The sequence below is a fragment of the Streptomyces sp. HUAS YS2 genome (genome assembly GCF_033343995.1).
Taxonomy (GTDB): Bacteria; Actinomycetota; Actinomycetes; order Streptomycetales; family Streptomycetaceae; genus Streptomyces; species Streptomyces solicathayae.
This window is the reverse complement of record NZ_CP137573.1, coordinates 5,280,754-5,297,481: the sequence shown is the minus strand read 5'-3', so window position 1 is coordinate 5,297,481 and position 16,728 is coordinate 5,280,754. Positions and strand designations below refer to the sequence as shown.

Genomic DNA, 16,728 nt, shown 5'->3' with positions numbered 1-16,728 from the left:
CGCTGATATCGATGGCATATGACGACTGAACCGCGGGTGCTCGGCCCGGCCGAGTGGGACGACTGGTACGGGAACCTGGAACTCGCGTTCGGCGGGGTCCCCGAGGCTCCGGAGGAGCGCGCCCTCTGGCGCGAGTTGGCCGAGTTCGACCGGTTCATCGGTGTCTGGGACGGCGAGCGGCCGGTGGGCACGGCGGGGGCGTTCTCGTTCCGGCTGTCGGTGCCCGGCGGGGCGATCGTGCCCACGGCGGGCGTCACGATGGTCAGCGTGGCCGCGACGCACCGGCGGCGCGGGATCCTCACCTCGATGATGCGGCGCCAGCTCGACGACGTACGGGCGTGGGGCGAGCCGCTGGCCGTGCTGACCGCCTCCGAGCCGGTGATCTACGGCCGCTTCGGGTACGGCGTCGGCACGTACGCGGCGCGGGCGACGATCGACACCACGCGGGTGCGGCTGACCGTGCCGGAGGGCACGGACGACGTGGTGCTGCGGCAGGCCGACCCGGTGAAGGCCGTCGGGGCGTGCGAGGCCGTGTACGCGCGGCTGGTCCCCCGCCGGCCGGGGATGCTCGCCCGGCAGCCCGGCTGGGAGGCGGTGCCGCTGCTCGACCCTGCGGGCGAGCGGGGCGGCGCGTCGCCGATGCAGTGCGTGCTGGCGGAGCGGGACGGGGAGGTCGTCGGCTTCGCCCGGTACGCGATCAAGCCGGAGTGGAGCTTCGCCGGGGCGAACGGCTCGGTGTCGGTGAAGGACATGGGGGCGCTGGACCCGGTGGCGGAGGCGGCGTTGTGGCGGTTCCTCTGCTCGATCGACCTGACGACGTCGGTACGGATCCACAGCCGGCCGGCGGACGACGCGTGGCAGCACCTGGTGAGCGACATCCGGCGGTGCGAGCCGACGCTCCGGGACTCGCTGCACGTGCGGCTGGTGGACGTGGGCGCGGCGCTGTCGTTGCGGGCGTACCAGGCGCCGGTGGACGTGGTCCTGGAGGTCGCGGACGCGTTCTGCCCGTGGAACGAGGGGCGGTGGCGGCTGCGGGGCGGGCCGGACGGGGCGACGTGCGTCCGCACGGAGGACGCGGCGGATCTGGCGCTGTCCGTGCGGGAGTTGGGGGCGGCGTACCTGGGGGGCGTGTCGTTGACGTCGCTCGCCGCGGCGGGGCGGGTGCGGGAGCTGCGCCCCGGGGCGCTCTTCGCGACGTCCGTCGCCTTCGGGTGGGCCGTTGCCCCGTGGTTGCCGCACGGGTTCTAGGCGCGGCGCCGTCGTGGGTTGTGCCCACCCGTTCCGCCCTGCGGAACGTGTGCCCACAACCCGTTACGGGCGGTCCTGGCAGGTCGGGCACCAGAAGAGGTTTCTTGCCGCCAGGTCCGCCGTGCGGATCTCCGTGGCGCAGATGTGGCACGGAAGGTTCGCGCGGCGGTAGACGTAGACCTCGCCGCCGTGGTCGTCGACGCGCGGCGGGCGGCCCATCGCCTCGGGGGTGTGCTCGGGGCGGACCGTGTCGATGCGGTTCAGGCGGACGCCCTCGCGCATCAGCTCCGCCAGGTCCGTCCAGATCGCGTCCCACTCGCGCCGGCTGAGGTCCCGGCCCGCGCGGTACGGGTCGATGCCGTGCCGGAAGAGGACCTCGGCGCGGTAGACGTTGCCGACGCCCGCGATGACCTTCTGGTCCATGAGCAGGGCCGCGACCGTGGTGCGGGACCCGGTGATCCGCCGCCACGCCCGGTCCGGGTCGTCACCGGCGCGCAGCGGGTCGGGGCCGAGCCGGTCGTGTATCGCCTGCTTCTCGGCGTCGGTGAGCAGCGCGCAGGCCGTGGGGCCGCGCAGGTCCACGTACGACTCCGGGTTCGCGAGCCGCAGCCGGACGGTGTCGGTGGGCGGCGGGGCCGGGGCGTCGCCGAAGTTCACCTTGCCGAAGAGGCCGAGGTGGATGTGGACCCAGCCGAGTCCCTCGAAGCCGAGGAAGAGGTGCTTGCCGTGCGCGTCGACGTCCTCCAGGACGCCGCCGTCGAGCAGGGCCGCCGAGTCGGCGAACTTGCCCTGCGGGCTGGTCACCCGCACGGACCGGCCGCCGAACCGTTCCCGGTGGTCGGCGGCCAGTCGGTGGATCGTGTGCCCTTCGGGCATCAGGCGGTCGGCTCCTGCGGGTGGTGGGCCGGGATGGGGGGCATGACGCCCTCGGTCTCGTACGCCGTCAGCATCTCGATGCGGCGGGTGTGACGCTCCTCGCCCGAGTACGGGGTGTTGAGGAAGATCTCGACGAACTTGGTGGACTCCTCGACGGAGTGCATCCGGCCGCCGATGGCCACGACGTTGGCGTTGTTGTGCTCGCGGCCGAGGGCGGCGGTCTGCTCGCTCCAGGCGAGGGCGGCGCGCACCCCCTTCACCTTGTTCGCGGCGATCTGCTCGCCGTTGCCGGAGCCGCCGATGACGATGCCGAGGCTGTCCGGGTCCGCGGCCGTCTTCTCCGCGGCGCGCAGGCAGAACGGCGGGTAGTCGTCCAGGGCGTCGTAGATGTGGGGTCCGCAGTCGACGGGCTCGTGGCCGTGGGCCTTGAGCCACTCGACGAGGTGGTTCTTGAGTTCGAAGCCGGCATGGTCGGAGCCGAGGTACACGCGCATGGCTCCGAGTGTGGCACGGCGGGAGCGGGGTAGCGGTCAGCGGGGTCGGAGGCCCGCCGGGCCGACCTCCGGCCGCCCGGACCGTCCGTCCCCCAGATAACGATCCGGAATACACCCTTCCGCAACCTCCCGGTCCCGGTGTTCTCTTTTCGGGCTCGCGACCCGAGCCCCTCCCCTCATGCAAGGAACCGTCCATGAACACGCAGCCGACCCTCACGAAGGAAGGCGGCAGCACCGGATCCACCGGTGATTCGCAGCCCTCCGACGGTCTCAAGGCCGGTCTCAAGAACCGCCACCTCTCGATGATCGCCATCGGTGGCGTCATCGGCGCGGGCCTCTTCGTCGGCTCCGGTTCCGGCATCGCCGCCGCCGGTCCCGCGATCCTGCTCTCCTACGCACTCGTCGGCGCGATGGTCGTCTTCGTGATGCGGATGCTCGGCGAGATGGCTGCCGCACGGCCGTCCTCGGGCTCCTTCTCCGCCTACGCCGACCGGGCGCTCGGCCGCTGGGCCGGCTTCACCATCGGCTGGCTGTACTGGTTCTTCTGGGTCGTCGTGCTCGCCGTCGAGGCGACCGCCGGCGCGAAGATCCTGGAGAGCTGGATCCCCGCCGTGCCGCAGTGGGGCTGGGCGCTGATCGTGATGGTCGTGCTCACCGCGACGAACCTCGCCTCCGTCGCCTCGTACGGCGAGTTCGAGTTCTGGTTCGCCGGCATCAAGGTCGTCGCGATCGCCGCGTTCGTGGTGGTCGGCCTGCTCGCCGTCTTCGGCGTCCTGCCGGGCTCGGACAACCCGGGCGCGGGCTTCGCGCACCTCACCGACGCCGGGGGATTCTTCCCGATGGGCGCGGGCGCGATCCTCACCGGTGTCCTGATGGTCGTGTTCTCCTTCATGGGCAGCGAGATCGTCACCCTGGCCGCGGGCGAGTCCGAGGACCCGCAGCGCGCCGTGACCAAGGCGACCAACAGCGTGATCTGGCGCATCGGCGTCTTCTACCTGGGCTCGATCTTCGTCGTCCTGACGCTGCTGCCGTGGAACGACAAGTCGATCGTCGACAAGGGCTCGTACGTCGCCGCGCTCGACTCGATCGGCATCCCGCACGCCGGCCAGGTCATGAACGTCATCGTGCTCACCGCCGTGCTGTCCTGCCTGAACTCGGGCCTCTACACGGCCTCCCGGATGGCGTTCTCGCTCGGCGAGCGCGGTGACGCCCCGAAGGCGTTCGCCCGCACCAACAAGCGGGGCGTGCCGACGGCCGCGATCCTCGGCTCGGTCGTCTTCGGCTTCGTCGCGGTGTTCTTCAACTACAAGTGGCCCGACACCGTCTTCGCGTTCCTGCTGAACTCCTCCGGCGCGGTCGCGCTCTTCGTCTGGCTGGTCATCTGCGTCACCCAGCTGAAGATGCGCGGCATCATCCAGCGCGAGTCGCCGGAGAAGCTGGTCGTGAAGATGTGGCTCTTCCCGTACCTGACCTACGCGACCGCCGCCATGATCGTCTTCGTCCTGGGCTACATGGTCTACGACGGCGGCTCCAACCGTGAGCAGGTCGTGCTCTCGCTGCTGGTGGCGGCGCTCGTCCTCGCGATCGGCATCGTCAAGCAGCGGTTCGCCAAGGCCGGGGCCGAGACGGAGCTCGAGAAGATCTGAATCCGTACCTGACGGCGCATGTCAGGTACGAACGGAAGGCTCTCCGTACACCGATCACCTCGGGAACGGAGAGCCTTCTCATGTCCGTCGCAGCCCAGCACGCCTTCCGACGGTCAGCCCTTGCGGCCGACGAGCTTCCAGGTGGCGGGCAGCAGGCCCATGGCGAGCGCGGCCTTGAGGGCGTCGCCGATCAGGAACGGGGTGAGGCCGAGCGCGACGGCCTTGGCGAACGGCATGCCGGTGGCCAGGGCCAGGTAGGGGACGCCGACCGCGTAGATGATCGCGGAGCCGAGCACCATGGCGCCCGCCGTGCGCGCCACCGAGCGGTCGGCGCCGCGGCGGGCGAGGGCGCCGACGACGGTGGCGGCGAGCAGCATGCCGAGGATGTAGCCGAAGGTCGGCATGGCGAAGCCCGAGGCGCCCTCGGCGAACCACGGCACGCCGGCCATGCCGGCGACCGCGTAGAGACCCAGGGCGAGGAAGCCGCGGCGGGCACCGAAGGCGGTGCCGACGAGCAGCGCGGCGAAGGTCTGGCCGGAGACCGGGACCGGGGAGCCGGGGACCGGGACGGAGATCTGCGCGGCGAGGCCGGTGAGCGCGGCGCCGCCGACGACCAGCGCGATGTCGCGGGTACGACCGGACGGGATCAGGTCGGCGAGGACCTGGCCGGGGCGGAGGGAACGGACGGGGGCGACAGCGGTGCTCATCGGTACTCCGCGGGGTGAGGGGTCGGGTGGGCCTGATCGACCGTAGTCGAGGGGTGAGCGTCCGATCACGGTCAGCGGCCGACAAAGGCGAAGGCGAGGGCTTGGTGGAGATCACACAAAGGCGCCGGATCATGCCGCGCACCACGTGACGCTCGTCACGGGGAACTCCGGCCAGGAGGTCCTTTTTGCGCCAGGGGCGGTTCACCGGAGAGACTGTGGGGTCTCCATAAATCGCCGAGCGCCCCGAGAGTACGAGCCGCCCCCATGCACGACGCCCCGCCGTCCCCCCTGGCCGCCGAACCCGAGCCGCTCTCCCATGGTCTGAAGCAGCGTCATCTGACGATGCTGGGTCTCGGCGGGGTCATCGGCGCGGGACTGTTCGTCGGCTCCGGCGCGGGGATCGCGGTCGCCGGTCCGGGCATCGTGCTCTCGTACCTGATCGCCGGCGCGCTGGCGATGCTGATCATGCGGATGCTCGGCGAGATGTCGGCGGCGATGCCGGCCTCGGGCGCGTTCTCGGTGCACGCGGAGCGGGCGCTGGGCCGCTGGGCCGGTTTCTCGGTGGGCTGGCTGTACTGGTTCCTGCTGGTCGTCGTGCTCGCGGTGGAGGCGACGGGCGCGGCGCGGATCGCGCACGGCTGGGTGCCCGGGGTGCCGCAGTGGACCTGGGTGCTGGTCTTCATGCTGGTGTTCACCGGGGCCAACCTCGCGGCGGTGAAGAACTTCGGCGAGTTCGAGTTCTGGTTCGCCGCGCTCAAGGTCGGCGCGATCGTGCTGTTCCTCGTGCTCGGCGTGCTGGCGATCGTCGGCCTGCTGCCCGACACCGACCCGGTCGGCCTGACGAACCTCACCGGCCGGGGCGGCTTCCTGCCCAACGGCTGGGAGGGCGTGGTCTCCGGCGTCCTCGCGGTGATCTTCGCGTTCGGTGGCCTGGAGGTCGTCACGATCGCGGCGGCCGAGTCGGAGGACCCGGCCCGCAACGTCGCCCGCGCGGTGCGCAGTGCGGTGTGGCGCATCCTCCTCTTCTACGTCGGCTCGATGCTGGTCATCGTGACGCTGCTGCCCTGGACGTCGATGAAGCCGGGCGAGTCGCCGTACGTCGCCGTGCTCGACGCGATCGGGGTCCCGGCGGCCGGCCAGGTGATGAACGTCGTGGTCTTCGTGGCACTGCTGTCGGCGCTCAACGCGAACCTGTACGGCTCCTCCCGGATGATCTTCTCGCTCGCCGAGCGCGGGGAGGCCCCGAAGGGCCTGCTGCGGATCACGGCGGGGGGAGTGCCGCGGCGGGCGGTGCTGGCGTCGGTGGCGTTCGGCTTCGTCTCCGTCCTGCTCAATCTGAAGTGGCCGGACTCGGTCTTCCTCTATCTGCTCAACTCGGTCGGCGCGGTGCTGCTGTTCGTCTGGGGACTGATCGCCGTCTCACAGCTGCGGCTGCGCCGCCGGATCGAGCGGGAGGAGCCGGAGACGCTGACGCTGAAGATGTGGGGCTTCCCGTGGCTGACGTGGACGGCGCTGGCCGGGATGGCCGCCGTCCTCGTCCTGATGCTGACCGACGACGCGGCGCGCCCGCAGGTGCTGTGGTCGGGCTCGGCGACCGGGGCGGTGCTCCTGGTGGCGGGCGTGCGGGAGTTGCGGGACCGGCGCCGCTGAGTCCGGCGAGGGGCTACCGGCCGTACTACCGGGGCGTACGAAAAGAAACCGGATCTTCACGTTGTGTGAAGCTCGTGCCCGTATAGCGGACATCCGTTCCCTGTGAGCGGTGCACGCCCACAGACTGTGGCGCGTCCCCCCTCGTCTCACTCTCTGAACAGGGCAGGTTCATGTCTCGGACCACCGCGCCCCCGCCCGTCGACCGCAAGGACGACGGCGCGACCCTGTCGCACGGGCTCAAGCAGCGTCACCTCTCGATGATCGCACTCGGCGGTGTCATCGGCGCCGGCCTCTTCGTCGGCTCCGGCGCCGGCATCGCCGCAGCCGGACCGTCCATCGTCCTCGCATACGCGCTGTCCGGCCTGCTGGTCATGCTGGTGATGCGCATGCTGGGCGAGATGTCGGCCGCGTACCCGTCGTCCGGCTCGTTCTCCTCGCACGCCGAGCGGGCCTTCGGCTCCTGGGCCGGCTTCACCGCAGGCTGGGCGTTCTGGGTGCTGCTCAGCGTCGCCGTGGGCCTGGAGGGCATCGGCGCGGCGAAGATCGTCACCGGCTGGCTGCCCGGCACCCCCGAGTGGGCCTGGGTCGCGCTCTTCATGGTGGTCTTCTGCGTCACCAACCTGGCGGCCGTGAAGAACTTCGGCGAGTTCGAGTTCTGGTTCGCCGCGCTCAAGGTCGGCGCGATCGCGCTGTTCCTGGGCCTGGGCGTGCTCGCCATCCTGGGCGTGCTGCCCGGTACCGAGTCGCCCGGTACGAGCAACCTCTTCGGTGAGGGCGGTTTCCTGCCGAACGGCAGCGAGGGTCTGGTCATCGGTCTGCTCGCCTCGGTGTTCTCGTACGGCGGCATGGAGACGGTCACCATCGCCGCCGCCGAGTCCGAGAACCCGGTCAAGGGTGTCGCGAAGGCCGTGCGGACCGCGATGTGGCGCGTGTCGCTGTTCTACGTCGGCTCGATGGCCGTCGTCGTCACGCTCGTCCCGTGGAACGAGAAGGCCGTCGCCGAGAAGGGTCCGTACGTCGCCGCGCTCGACCACCTGGGCATCCCGGCCGCCGGTCAGATCATGAACATCGTGGTGCTGATCGCCCTGCTGTCCGCGATGAACGCGAACATCTACGGCTCCTCGCGCATCGCCTTCTCGCTGGTCCAGCGCGGCCTCGGCCCGAAGGTGCTCGGCAAGATCTCCAGCGGTGTGCCGCGCCCGGCCGTGCTCGCGTCCTGCTTCTTCGGCTTCGTGTGCGTGGGCCTGAACTACTGGTCCCCCGAGACGATCTTCCCGTGGCTGCTGAACATGATCGGCGGCGTGATCCTGGTCGTCTGGATCTTCATCGCGGTCTCGCAGCTCGCGCTGCGCCGCCGGCTCGAGCGCGAGGCGCCCGAGAAGCTGGTCGTGAAGATGTGGGCCTTCCCGGTCCTGACCTGGGTGGCGCTGGCCGGTATGGCGGTCATCTTCTTCCTGATGGCCCGCGAGGAGGGCACCCGCGTGCAGCTCTACGCGACCGGCGCCATGACCGTGGTGCTGGCCGTCATCGGCATCGTCCGCCAGAAGACGGCGGCGAAGGCACCGGAGACCGAGGGCGCGCTCCAGGACGCCTGACGCCCCGCAGCGACGACGAGAACCCCCGGACCACACCGCGGTCCGGGGGTTCTTCGTGTTCTCATGATCTTCTTGCTGCTAGCCTGCACTTGCATATGATGTGCAATAAGCAGGTGGAGGGGTTCGGCATGGCGATCTACACACTTCCGGAACTGCCGTACGACTACGCGGCGCTGGAGCCGGTGATCAATCCGCAGATCATCGAGCTGCACCACGACAAGCACCACGCGGCGTACGTGAAGGGGGCGAACGACACCCTGGAGCAGTTGGCGGAGGCCCGCGACAAGGAGCAGTGGGGGACGATCAACGGCCTGGAGAAGAACCTGGCGTTCCACCTCTCCGGCCACATCCTCCACTCCATCTACTGGAACAACATGAACAGCCCGAAGGACGGTGGCGGCGGCGAGCCGCTGGCCGCCGACGGGGTGGGCGACCTCGCCGACGCGATCAGTGAGTCCTTCGGCTCCTTCGCCAAGTTCAAGGCCCAGCTGACCAAGGCCGCCGCGACCACCCAGGGCTCCGGCTGGGGCGTCCTCGCGTACGAGCCGATCAGCGGCCGGCTGATCGTCGAGCAGGTCTACGACCACCAGGGCAACGTCGGCCAGGGCTCGGTACCGGTCCTCGTCTTCGACGCCTGGGAGCACGCCTTCTACCTCCAGTACAAGAACCAGAAGGTCGACTTCATCGAGGCCATGTGGCAGGTCGTCGACTGGCAGGACGTGAACAAGCGCTACCGGGCGGCCAGGGCCAGCATCCCGCTCATCGCCATCTGACCAGCGCCCCGCAGTCGTCCCGCTCGTGATCGTCTTCTCAACCTTCACCTGCGGGCGGACAAGAGAACGACCCCCGCGAAGACTGGATTCGCGGGGGTCGTTCGGTTCCTCGGACTACTCGAAGCTCGGGGCCGCCGTGCGGGTGCGCTTGATCTCGTAGAAGCCGGGCGTCGACGCCACCAGCAGGGTGCCGTCCCACAGCCGGGCCGCCGACTCGCCGCGCGGGGTCGGGGTGACGACCGGGCCGAAGAACGCGACCTCGTCGCCGTCCGGGCCGGGCACCGCGATGACCGGTGTGCCGACGTCCTGGCCGACCTTGTCTATGCCCTCCTTGTGCGAGGCGCGCAGCTGCGTGTCGTACTCGTCCCGGTCCGCGTACTCGGCGAGCGAGGCCGGCAGGCCGACCTCCTCCAGGGCGGCGACGATCGCCTCCTTCGTGGCGCCCTCGCCGTTGTTGTGGAAGCGGGTGCCGAGCGCCGTGTAGAGCTTGCCGACGTACTCGTCGCCGTGCAGTTCCTTGGCCGCGGTCACGACGCGGACCGGGCCCCAGGCCGCGGTGAGCAGCTCGCGGTACTGCTCCGGCAGCTCGTCCAGCTTGTCCTCGTTGAGGACGGCGAGGCTCATCACCTTCCACCGCACATCGACCGGGCGGACCTTCTCCACCTCGAGCATCCAGCGGGAGGTCATCCAGGCCCACGGGCACATCGGGTCGAACCAGAAGTCTGCGGTGGTCCTGCTCTCGGACATCTCACTCCTCATGGATGAATGCGTACGGTGCCTCGGGGGCAACGCCACCGCCGGCCGGGGGCATTCCCGGCGTGCCGGGCGTCAGCCGCACATGGGAGGATCGCTGCTGACCAGACGAGCCACGAAGGAGTGACCGTGCCCGGTGAGAACCTGTCCCGCGACGAGGCCCGTGAGCGGGCCGAGCTGCTGTCCGTCGACGCGTACGAGGTCGCCCTCGACCTGCGCTCGGCGGTCGGGGAGTCAGCAGACGGGGAGGGCGTGCGCACCTTCCGTTCGGTGACGACGATCCGCTTCCGGCGCACGGGCGAGGGCGACTCCACCTTCGTCGACCTGATCGCCCCGGCGGTCACCTCGGTGACCCTCAACGGGCGGGAGCTCGACCCGGCGGCCGTCTTCGACGGGGCGCGGATCGCGCTGGACGGACTCGCGGACGACAACGTGCTCGTCGTGGACGCGCAGTGCGCGTACAGCCGGACCGGCGAGGGCATGCACCGCTTCGTCGACCCGGAGGACGGCGAGGTCTACCTCTACACGCAGTACGAGCCGGCCGACGCGCGCCGGGTGTACGCGAACTTCGAGCAGCCCGACCTCAAGGCCCCGTACCGCTTCTCGGTGACCGCGCCCGAGGCCTGGACGGTGTGGAGCAACGGCGTCGGGGAGCAGGACGCCGACGGGGTGTGGCGGTTCGCGGAGACGGCGGCGATCTCCACGTACATCACGTGCGTGGTCGCGGGGCCGTACCACTACGTCACGGACACGTACACCCGTGGGGACATCGAGATCCCGCTCGGCGCGATGTGCCGCAAGGGTCTCGCGAAGCACTTCGACGCGGACGACGTCTTCCTGATCACCAAGCAGGGCTTCGACTTCTTCCACGACAACTTCGACTACCCGTACCCCTTCGGGAAGTACGACCAGGCCTTCGTCCCCGAGTACAACCTCGGCGCGATGGAGAACCCGGGCATGGTGACCTTCCGCGAGGAGTACATCTACCGGGGCAAGGTCACCCAGGCCGCGTACGAGCGCCGGGCGAACGTCATCCTGCACGAGATGGCGCACATGTGGTTCGGCGACCTGGTCACCATGGTCTGGTGGGACGACCTGTGGCTGAAGGAGTCCTTCGCGGACTTCATGGGCTCCTTTTCGCTGGCCGAGGCGACCCGCTTCACCAACAGCTGGGTCACCTTCGCCAACAACCGCAAGTCGTGGGCCTACCGGGCCGACCAGCTGCCGTCCACGCACCCGATCACGGCCGACATCCGTGACCTGGAGGACGCGAAGCTGAACTTCGACGGCATCACGTACGCCAAGGGCGCGTCGGTGCTGAAGCAGCTGGTGGCGTACGCGGGCCGGGACGCCTTCCTGGAGGGCGCGCGCCGCTACTTCAAGCGGCACGCGTACGGGAACACGCGCCTGGCGGACCTGCTTTCGGTCCTGGAGGAGACCTCCGGCCGGGACATGAAGACCTGGGCGAAGTCCTGGCTGCAGACCTCGGGCGTCAACGCGCTGACGCCGGTCGTCACCTACGACGCCGAGGGCCTGATCACCGAGCTGGCGGTGACGCAGGACGGTGACGAGCTCCGCCCGCACCGCGCCGCGGTGGGCCTGTACCGGCTGTCGCCGGAGGGCGAGCTGGTGCGTTACGCGCGGGCCGAGGCGGACGTCACCGGCGCGCGCACGGTCGTGGCCGAACTGACGGGCGCCGAGCGGCCGGACCTCGTCCTCGTCAACGACGACGACCTCACGTACTGCAAGATCCGCTTCGACGAGGGTTCGCTGACGACGCTGCGGGCGCACCTCGGCGACATCACCGATCCGCTGGCCCGCGCGCTGTGCTGGTCGGCGCTGTGGAACCTGACGCGGGACGGCCTCATGCCGGCCCGGGACTTCGTCGCGATCGCGCTGGACTTCGCGGGCCGCGAGACCGACATCGGCGTGCTGCAGATGGTGCACGCCTGGGCGCAGTCGGCGCTGACCCACTACGCGGCCCCCGCGTGGCGCGAGGAGGGTGGCCGACTGCTCGCCGAGGGCGGGCTGCGCGAGCTGCGGGTCGCCGCCCCTGGCAGCGAACAGCAGCTGACCTGGGCGCGGTTCTTCGCCGCGACGGCCTCGTCGGACGCCGACTTCCAGCTCCTGGAGGGGCTGCTGGACGGCACCGCGAAGATCGACGGGCTCGACGTCGACCAGGAGCTGCGCTGGGCGCTGCTCGCGCCGCTGGCCGCGCACGGCAGGGCGGACGAGGAGCGGATCGGCGCGGAGCTGTCCCGCGACGACACGGCGACCGGCAAGCGGCACTCGGTGCGCTGCCTGGCCTCGCGGCCGTCGGAGGCGGTCAAGGCGCAGGCGTGGGCGGCGGTCGTGGAGTCCGACGCGCTGTCCAACGCGCTGGTGGAGGCGACCATCGCGGGCTTCGTGCAGCCCTCGCAGCGGCAGCTGATCGCGCCGTACGCGCCGAAGTATTTCGAGGTCATCGAGCGGGTGTGGGCGGACCGGTCGATCCAGATCGGCATGGACGTGGTCCGCGGCCTGTTCCCGGGGCTGCAGGACTCCCCGGAGACGCTCGCGGCGACGGACGCCTGGCTCGCCGCGCACCCGTCGGCGGCCCCGGCGCTGCGCCGGCTGGTCCTGGAGGCCCGTGACGACCTGGCCCGCGCGCTGCGGGCGCAGGCCTGCGACGCCGCCGCCGGCTGATCCGGTACGACGAACGGCGCGGCGCCACTCGAACGGCGCCGCGCCCTTCGGTCGTCGAACGCGCGTACTTTAGGGCAGGCTTGTCCGGATTGCGCGACGGCCTTGTAACAGCGGTTAGTTGAGGTTCGTACGGCGGAAGACCCCCCGCATGAACCACAACGCCCCCATCTCCCCCCGCCCCCTCCCCCGCTCCGGCGACGACCGCCTCCAGGAGGCGCTGCACCACGCGCGCCGCCGCGGCGGCGCCGTCCCCGCGCAGGGCCCGGACGCGATGATCACCGGTCTCGCCGCGCTCGCCCTGCACCGTTTCGCCTCCGCCCCGCCGACCGCGATGGTGGACCGGATCGACGTCCTGGTCCCGCGGATCCGCCGGCTGCGGTCCACCGCACGGGTGCGGGTGGTGCGGGCCGCCGAGCTGCCCGAGCCGGTGCAGATCGACGGCGTGCCGGTGGCGCCGGTCGCCCGGGCGCTCGCGGACGCGGTCGACGAGCTCTCCGACGCGGGCGTCGTCCGCCGGCTGCTCACCGAGGCGGTGCGCGGCGGCCACTGCGAACCGGGCGTGGTGGTACGGGAGTTGAACCGGGCGCGGCTGCTGTCCCGGCCGCACGTGGTGGACGCGGTCGACTCGCTGCTCGCCGAGGGCCGGGCGCTCGCGGAGGACCGGCTGTACGAGATGGTGCGCTCCTTCGGGCTGCCCGACCCGCTGTGGAACGTGGACCTGCGGCTGGCCGGCGGCCCGCACCTGGGCGGCCTGGACGCGTACTGGCCTGACCAGGCCGTCGCCGTGGAGCTGGACACCCGCTCGCCCCGTCAGGACGACGACGCGCTGTGGTCCGAGTACACCCGCAAGCGGGAGGTCCTGGAGCGGCTCGGCATCACCGTCGTGCACGTCACGCCGCGCAAGCTGCGCGACGCGATGGAGCAGCAGGCGACCGTGGTCCGTACGGCGCTGATGGCCGCGACGGACCGGGACCCGGCCGCCTACGTGGTCGTCCTGCCGCGGTGAGGGAGCCGGCCGAGCGGGGGCCGCTCGCGCCACAGCGCGAGACCCGTGTCGACGAGTTCGACGTGGTCGAGCCGCTCGACCTCGTCGAGCGGGAACCAGGCGGCCAGGTCGGTGGAGCCGCCGACCTCGTTGCGCAGTTCGCCGCCGGTGAGCCGGCACTCGTAGACGATGCGCAGGCCCTGCCAGTCGGCGTCCGCGCCGAACCGGCGTGACCAGCGGCGTCGTATCGTGTCGACGCCGAGCAGCCGGGTCGCCTCGACGAGGTGACCGGTCTCCTCCTCCACCTCCCTGACCACGGTGTCGAGCGGATCCTCGCCGTGATCCATGCCGCCGCCGGGCAGTGTCCACTGCCGGGTGCCGTCCCGGGCCACCCAGCGGGCGAGCAGGATCTGGTCGTCGCGCACACACACGGCGTAGGCCGCCACCCTCAACTCCTGGACCATGGAGCGAGATTAGGGGGCGGCACCGTAGGCCCGCCCCCCGCTGTCACCAATAGGTCGGATAGCGGCGGCCGGTGAGGCGCGAGCCGATGAGTCCGGCGGTCACCAGGAGCGCGCAGGCCAGCGCGACCAGTCCGACGAACGTCCGGAACGGCGGGTCCTGGAGCGCGACGATGACCGCGGTGGCGGCGGCCGGGGAGTGCGGGGTGCGGGCCAGCATCATCACGCCGAGCGCCAGTCCGCCCGCGACCGCCGCGGTCCACAGGCCGGGACCGGCGATCGCGAGCACGGCGAAGCCGGTGAGCGTGGAGAGCAGCTGGCCGCCGATGACCGAGCGGGGCTGGGAGAGCGGCAGGTCGGGCGCGCCGGCGACGAGCGCCATGCTGGCGGCGAGCGGCGGGATGAGCAGCGGGTGGTGGACGACCCCGCCGAGGGCGACGAGGCAGAGCAGCGCGACGGTGCTGAGCGCCGTCGCCGCGAGGACGGTACGGAGCCGGGGGCGCGGGGGGCCGGCGGCGGCGACCCGGGCGATCCGGGCCGCCCAGCCGGTGCGGGCGGGAGCGGGGGCGTGGACGGTGTCGTGGTCGTGGGGCGCGGGGCCGGGTACGACGGCCGCGGGGGCCTCCGCCTCGGCCGTCTGCGTCACTCCGCCCATTGCGCTCCTTCGTCGAGGGGAGGGTTGGCCGGCGAGTAGTCGGGCGCCGACCAGCGCAACGGACTCGCCCCCTCCGATTCCACAGTTTGTTGAATTCTAACGTAGGTCGTCCGGCCCTCCGGTCCGAACTCCGTGCGCGCGGTCCCGGTGATCTGCAGCGTGTCGCCCGTGCTCCAGTCGAGAAACAGCAGGCCGGCGCGGCCGTCGGCCTCCAGATTGCCGAGGGTGAGGAACATCGAGTTCCCCTGGTAGTCGGGCCAGGCCAGCTCGGTCGGCGAGACGACTCTCACAAATCCGGGATTCCCGCCGCGGTGGCTGGCGTCGACCCCGTCCGGCGCGGAGGTGGCGACGAAGAAGGTGTCGGCGGCGCGGATGAACCGCTCCTGGGCGGGGCCGAGCGCCCGGCCGCGCCGCACGGCACCGGCACGGGCGCCGGGCTCGGCCCCGTACAGCTCGCGCTTCTGGAGGTACTTCGGGCAGTTCGCGAAGACCTGCCCGGCCTCGACGGCCAGGCCGCGCGCACTGGGTGACGCGATGCCGTTGAGTCGCATCCGGCGGCGGGTGCGGGGGTCGAGGGCGATCGTGCCGACCGGCGCGCCGCCGTCGAAGGCCCCGTCGAGCGGATCGCCCTCGGGGAGGCCGCCGGCGATGGAGATCCGCGCCGGGCCGGTGGCCCGCACGAAGCCGGGCGCACCGGTCAGCAGGGAGCTCCACACGTCTCCCTCGGCGTCCGCCGCGCCGAGCACCAGCATGGGCTGGAGTTCGAGGAAGGCGGCGGCGACGGGTTTGATGCCGGCGCCGATCGAGCGGCCGACATGGTCGGCGAGGTCGCGGACCCCGACTCGCTCCTGAACCGCCAGGGAGCCGGGGTGGTAGGCGGGTGCGGTGTCCATGAGGTCCTCCTGACGGTGGCGGTGCGGGGGCGAGAGGGACCGACGGGCCGTACGGCCTAGAAGAAGCCGCAGGTCGGGGCCGACTCGTTGGGGGCTTCCGCGCCCTCCGCGCCGGTCGGGGCGTAGATCTCCAGGCGGGTGCCGTCCGGGTCGTGGAAGAAGATGCCGCCGGACGCCGCACCCTCGCGATGGGCGACGACGCCCTCGTACGCGAAGGAGACGTCCCGCGCCTTCAGCGCGGCCTCCGCGGCGCGCACGTGGTCGATGGACTCGGCCTCGAAGGCCAGGTGGTGCAGGCCCGCGCGGCCGGAGTCGTACGCACCCTCCGCCTGCTGCCACAGCGTGACGACGAGCTTGCCGCCCTGACCGAGGAAGGCGAAGCGCTGCCCCTCCTCCTTGCCCTCGCCGATCACCTCGAAGCCGAGGACCTCGCCGTAGAACGCCAGGGACCTCTCGATGTCCGTGACGTTGATGCCGATGTGCCCCGTGCTCAGCGTGCCGATCGCAGACATGACTGTCCCCTCGTCGCGTGGCCGGCCCTCGTCGGGCTAACCTCTTAATCCGACTTTAGAGGTTAGGTGCGGCCGAGCGCAACCGGTCACGTACTCTTGAGGGGTTAGCAACGAGGCCAACGGAGCGAGGGAGTCCGTCCATGACCGTTTCCGACCCCCGCCCGCTCACCGGTGAGCCCGTCTCCCTGGACCTGCTCAACACCCGGTGGATGAAGGAGGGCGTACGGCAGGACCTCCTCACCGATCCGGCCGGCCTGGCGGTCTGGCTGACGGCCAACGGCCTCGACGACCGCTTCACCGCCGACGCGACGACGCTCCGGCACACCCTGGCGGCCCGGGACGCGCTCAAGGGACTGGTCGACCGGCCCGGCGACCCCGCCGCCACCGAGCGCCTCGACGCGATCCTCGGCCACGGCCGGATCCGCGCCACGCTCACCACCGAAGGGCCCGGCGAGCGGCCCGAGTTCCGCGACCCGGCCTGGGGTCCCGCCTGGACGGCCGCCCGCGACTACCTCGACCTGCTGCGCACCGCGCCCGACCGGATCAGGTCCTGCGCGCACGAGGCGTGCATCCTGCACTTCTTCGACACCTCGCGGAACGGCACGCGACGCTGGTGCTCGATGGCGGTCTGCGGCAACCGGGCCAAGGCCTCGCGCCACTACGCCCGTACAAAGGAAAACTAACCATCGCCGCGAATCACCCCTGTTGGGGGTGATTCGCCCCCCGTGGCGTATGTCCCCCTGTGGCGGATGTACGCCACTCGCGCATTCCGCCACTCGACAACTCTCCACAAAC

Annotated in this window: 16 protein-coding genes; 8 read left to right on the top strand and 8 right to left on the bottom strand. The window is 71.3% G+C overall.

All coding sequences use genetic code 11. The features are described 5' to 3' along the window. The first annotated feature begins 18 nt into the window (after window positions 1-18). Entirely contained in the window at window positions 19-1,248 is a 1,230-nt protein-coding gene (locus R2D22_RS24500) for a GNAT family N-acetyltransferase (RefSeq protein ID WP_318106819.1), read from the top strand. 63 nt (window positions 1,249-1,311) lie between these two features. Here R2D22_RS24500 and R2D22_RS24495 read toward each other — a convergent pair whose 3' ends face one another. Beyond that, on the bottom strand, window positions 1,312-2,124 hold the full coding sequence (locus R2D22_RS24495; RefSeq protein WP_318106818.1) for an Fpg/Nei family DNA glycosylase: 813 nt from the start codon (window positions 2,122-2,124) through the stop codon (window positions 1,312-1,314). After that, window positions 2,124-2,618, bottom strand: a complete 495-nt coding sequence (locus R2D22_RS24490; protein ID WP_318106817.1) for a ribose-5-phosphate isomerase — start codon at window positions 2,616-2,618, stop codon at window positions 2,124-2,126. The genes R2D22_RS24495 and R2D22_RS24490 overlap by 1 nt, the downstream gene beginning before the upstream one ends. Before the next feature lie 194 nt (window positions 2,619-2,812). Between R2D22_RS24490 and R2D22_RS24485 the strand changes: the two genes are divergently transcribed. Then, on the top strand, window positions 2,813-4,264 hold the full coding sequence (locus R2D22_RS24485; RefSeq protein WP_318106816.1) for an amino acid permease: 1,452 nt from the start codon (window positions 2,813-2,815) through the stop codon (window positions 4,262-4,264). A gap of 113 nt (window positions 4,265-4,377) precedes the next feature. On the opposite strand, the gene R2D22_RS24480 is transcribed toward R2D22_RS24485, so the two are convergent. Further along, entirely contained in the window at window positions 4,378-4,971 is a 594-nt protein-coding gene (locus tag R2D22_RS24480; protein WP_318106815.1) for a biotin transporter BioY, read from the bottom strand. A gap of 264 nt (window positions 4,972-5,235) precedes the next feature. Here R2D22_RS24480 and R2D22_RS24475 point away from each other — a divergent pair, with 264 nt between their 5' ends. The 3 genes from R2D22_RS24475 (at window position 5,236) to R2D22_RS24465 (ending at window position 8,989) form a co-directional block, all read left to right on the top strand. Next, on the top strand, window positions 5,236-6,621 hold the full coding sequence (locus tag R2D22_RS24475; protein ID WP_318106814.1) for an amino acid permease: 1,386 nt from the start codon (window positions 5,236-5,238) through the stop codon (window positions 6,619-6,621). A gap of 170 nt (window positions 6,622-6,791) precedes the next feature. Beyond that, on the top strand, window positions 6,792-8,216 hold the full coding sequence (locus R2D22_RS24470; RefSeq protein ID WP_318106813.1) for an amino acid permease: 1,425 nt from the start codon (window positions 6,792-6,794) through the stop codon (window positions 8,214-8,216). A gap of 128 nt (window positions 8,217-8,344) precedes the next feature. Further along, complete coding sequence (locus R2D22_RS24465; protein WP_318106812.1) at window positions 8,345-8,989, top strand: superoxide dismutase; 645 nt, start codon at window positions 8,345-8,347, stop codon at window positions 8,987-8,989. Window positions 8,990-9,103: 114 nt separating this feature from the next. On the opposite strand, the gene R2D22_RS24460 is transcribed toward R2D22_RS24465, so the two are convergent. Continuing rightward, complete coding sequence (locus tag R2D22_RS24460) at window positions 9,104-9,736, bottom strand: mycothiol-dependent nitroreductase Rv2466c family protein (RefSeq protein ID WP_318106811.1); 633 nt, start codon at window positions 9,734-9,736, stop codon at window positions 9,104-9,106. Window positions 9,737-9,871: 135 nt separating this feature from the next. Between R2D22_RS24460 and pepN the strand changes: the two genes are divergently transcribed. Further along, the gene (gene pepN, locus R2D22_RS24455; protein ID WP_318106810.1) at window positions 9,872-12,427 is read left to right on the top strand and encodes an aminopeptidase N; all 2,556 of its coding nucleotides are present in this window, start codon (window positions 9,872-9,874) and stop codon (window positions 12,425-12,427) included. Window positions 12,428-12,575: 148 nt separating this feature from the next. Further along, window positions 12,576-13,433, top strand: coding sequence for a hypothetical protein (locus tag R2D22_RS24450; protein WP_318106809.1), 858 nt, complete (start codon window positions 12,576-12,578; stop codon window positions 13,431-13,433). Here R2D22_RS24450 and R2D22_RS24445 read toward each other — a convergent pair. Genes R2D22_RS24445 through R2D22_RS24430 form a run of 4 tightly spaced genes read right to left on the bottom strand, consistent with a single transcriptional unit; the run spans window position 13,409 to window position 15,933 of the window. Further along, entirely contained in the window at window positions 13,409-13,876 is a 468-nt protein-coding gene (locus R2D22_RS24445) for an NUDIX hydrolase (RefSeq protein WP_318106808.1), read from the bottom strand. The genes R2D22_RS24450 and R2D22_RS24445 overlap by 25 nt on opposite strands. Before the next feature lie 43 nt (window positions 13,877-13,919). Beyond that, window positions 13,920-14,519, bottom strand: coding sequence for an HPP family protein (locus tag R2D22_RS24440; protein ID WP_318106807.1), 600 nt, complete (start codon window positions 14,517-14,519; stop codon window positions 13,920-13,922). Beyond that, entirely contained in the window at window positions 14,516-15,421 is a 906-nt protein-coding gene (locus R2D22_RS24435) for a pyridoxamine 5'-phosphate oxidase family protein (protein ID WP_318106806.1), read from the bottom strand. The genes R2D22_RS24440 and R2D22_RS24435 overlap by 4 nt, the downstream gene beginning before the upstream one ends. A gap of 56 nt (window positions 15,422-15,477) precedes the next feature. Further along, on the bottom strand, window positions 15,478-15,933 hold the full coding sequence (locus R2D22_RS24430; RefSeq protein ID WP_318106805.1) for a VOC family protein: 456 nt from the start codon (window positions 15,931-15,933) through the stop codon (window positions 15,478-15,480). Window positions 15,934-16,073: 140 nt separating this feature from the next. Between R2D22_RS24430 and R2D22_RS24425 the strand changes: the two genes are divergently transcribed. Continuing rightward, the gene (locus R2D22_RS24425; RefSeq protein ID WP_318106804.1) at window positions 16,074-16,616 is read left to right on the top strand and encodes a CGNR zinc finger domain-containing protein; all 543 of its coding nucleotides are present in this window, start codon (window positions 16,074-16,076) and stop codon (window positions 16,614-16,616) included. Window positions 16,617-16,728: the final 112 nt, after the last annotated feature.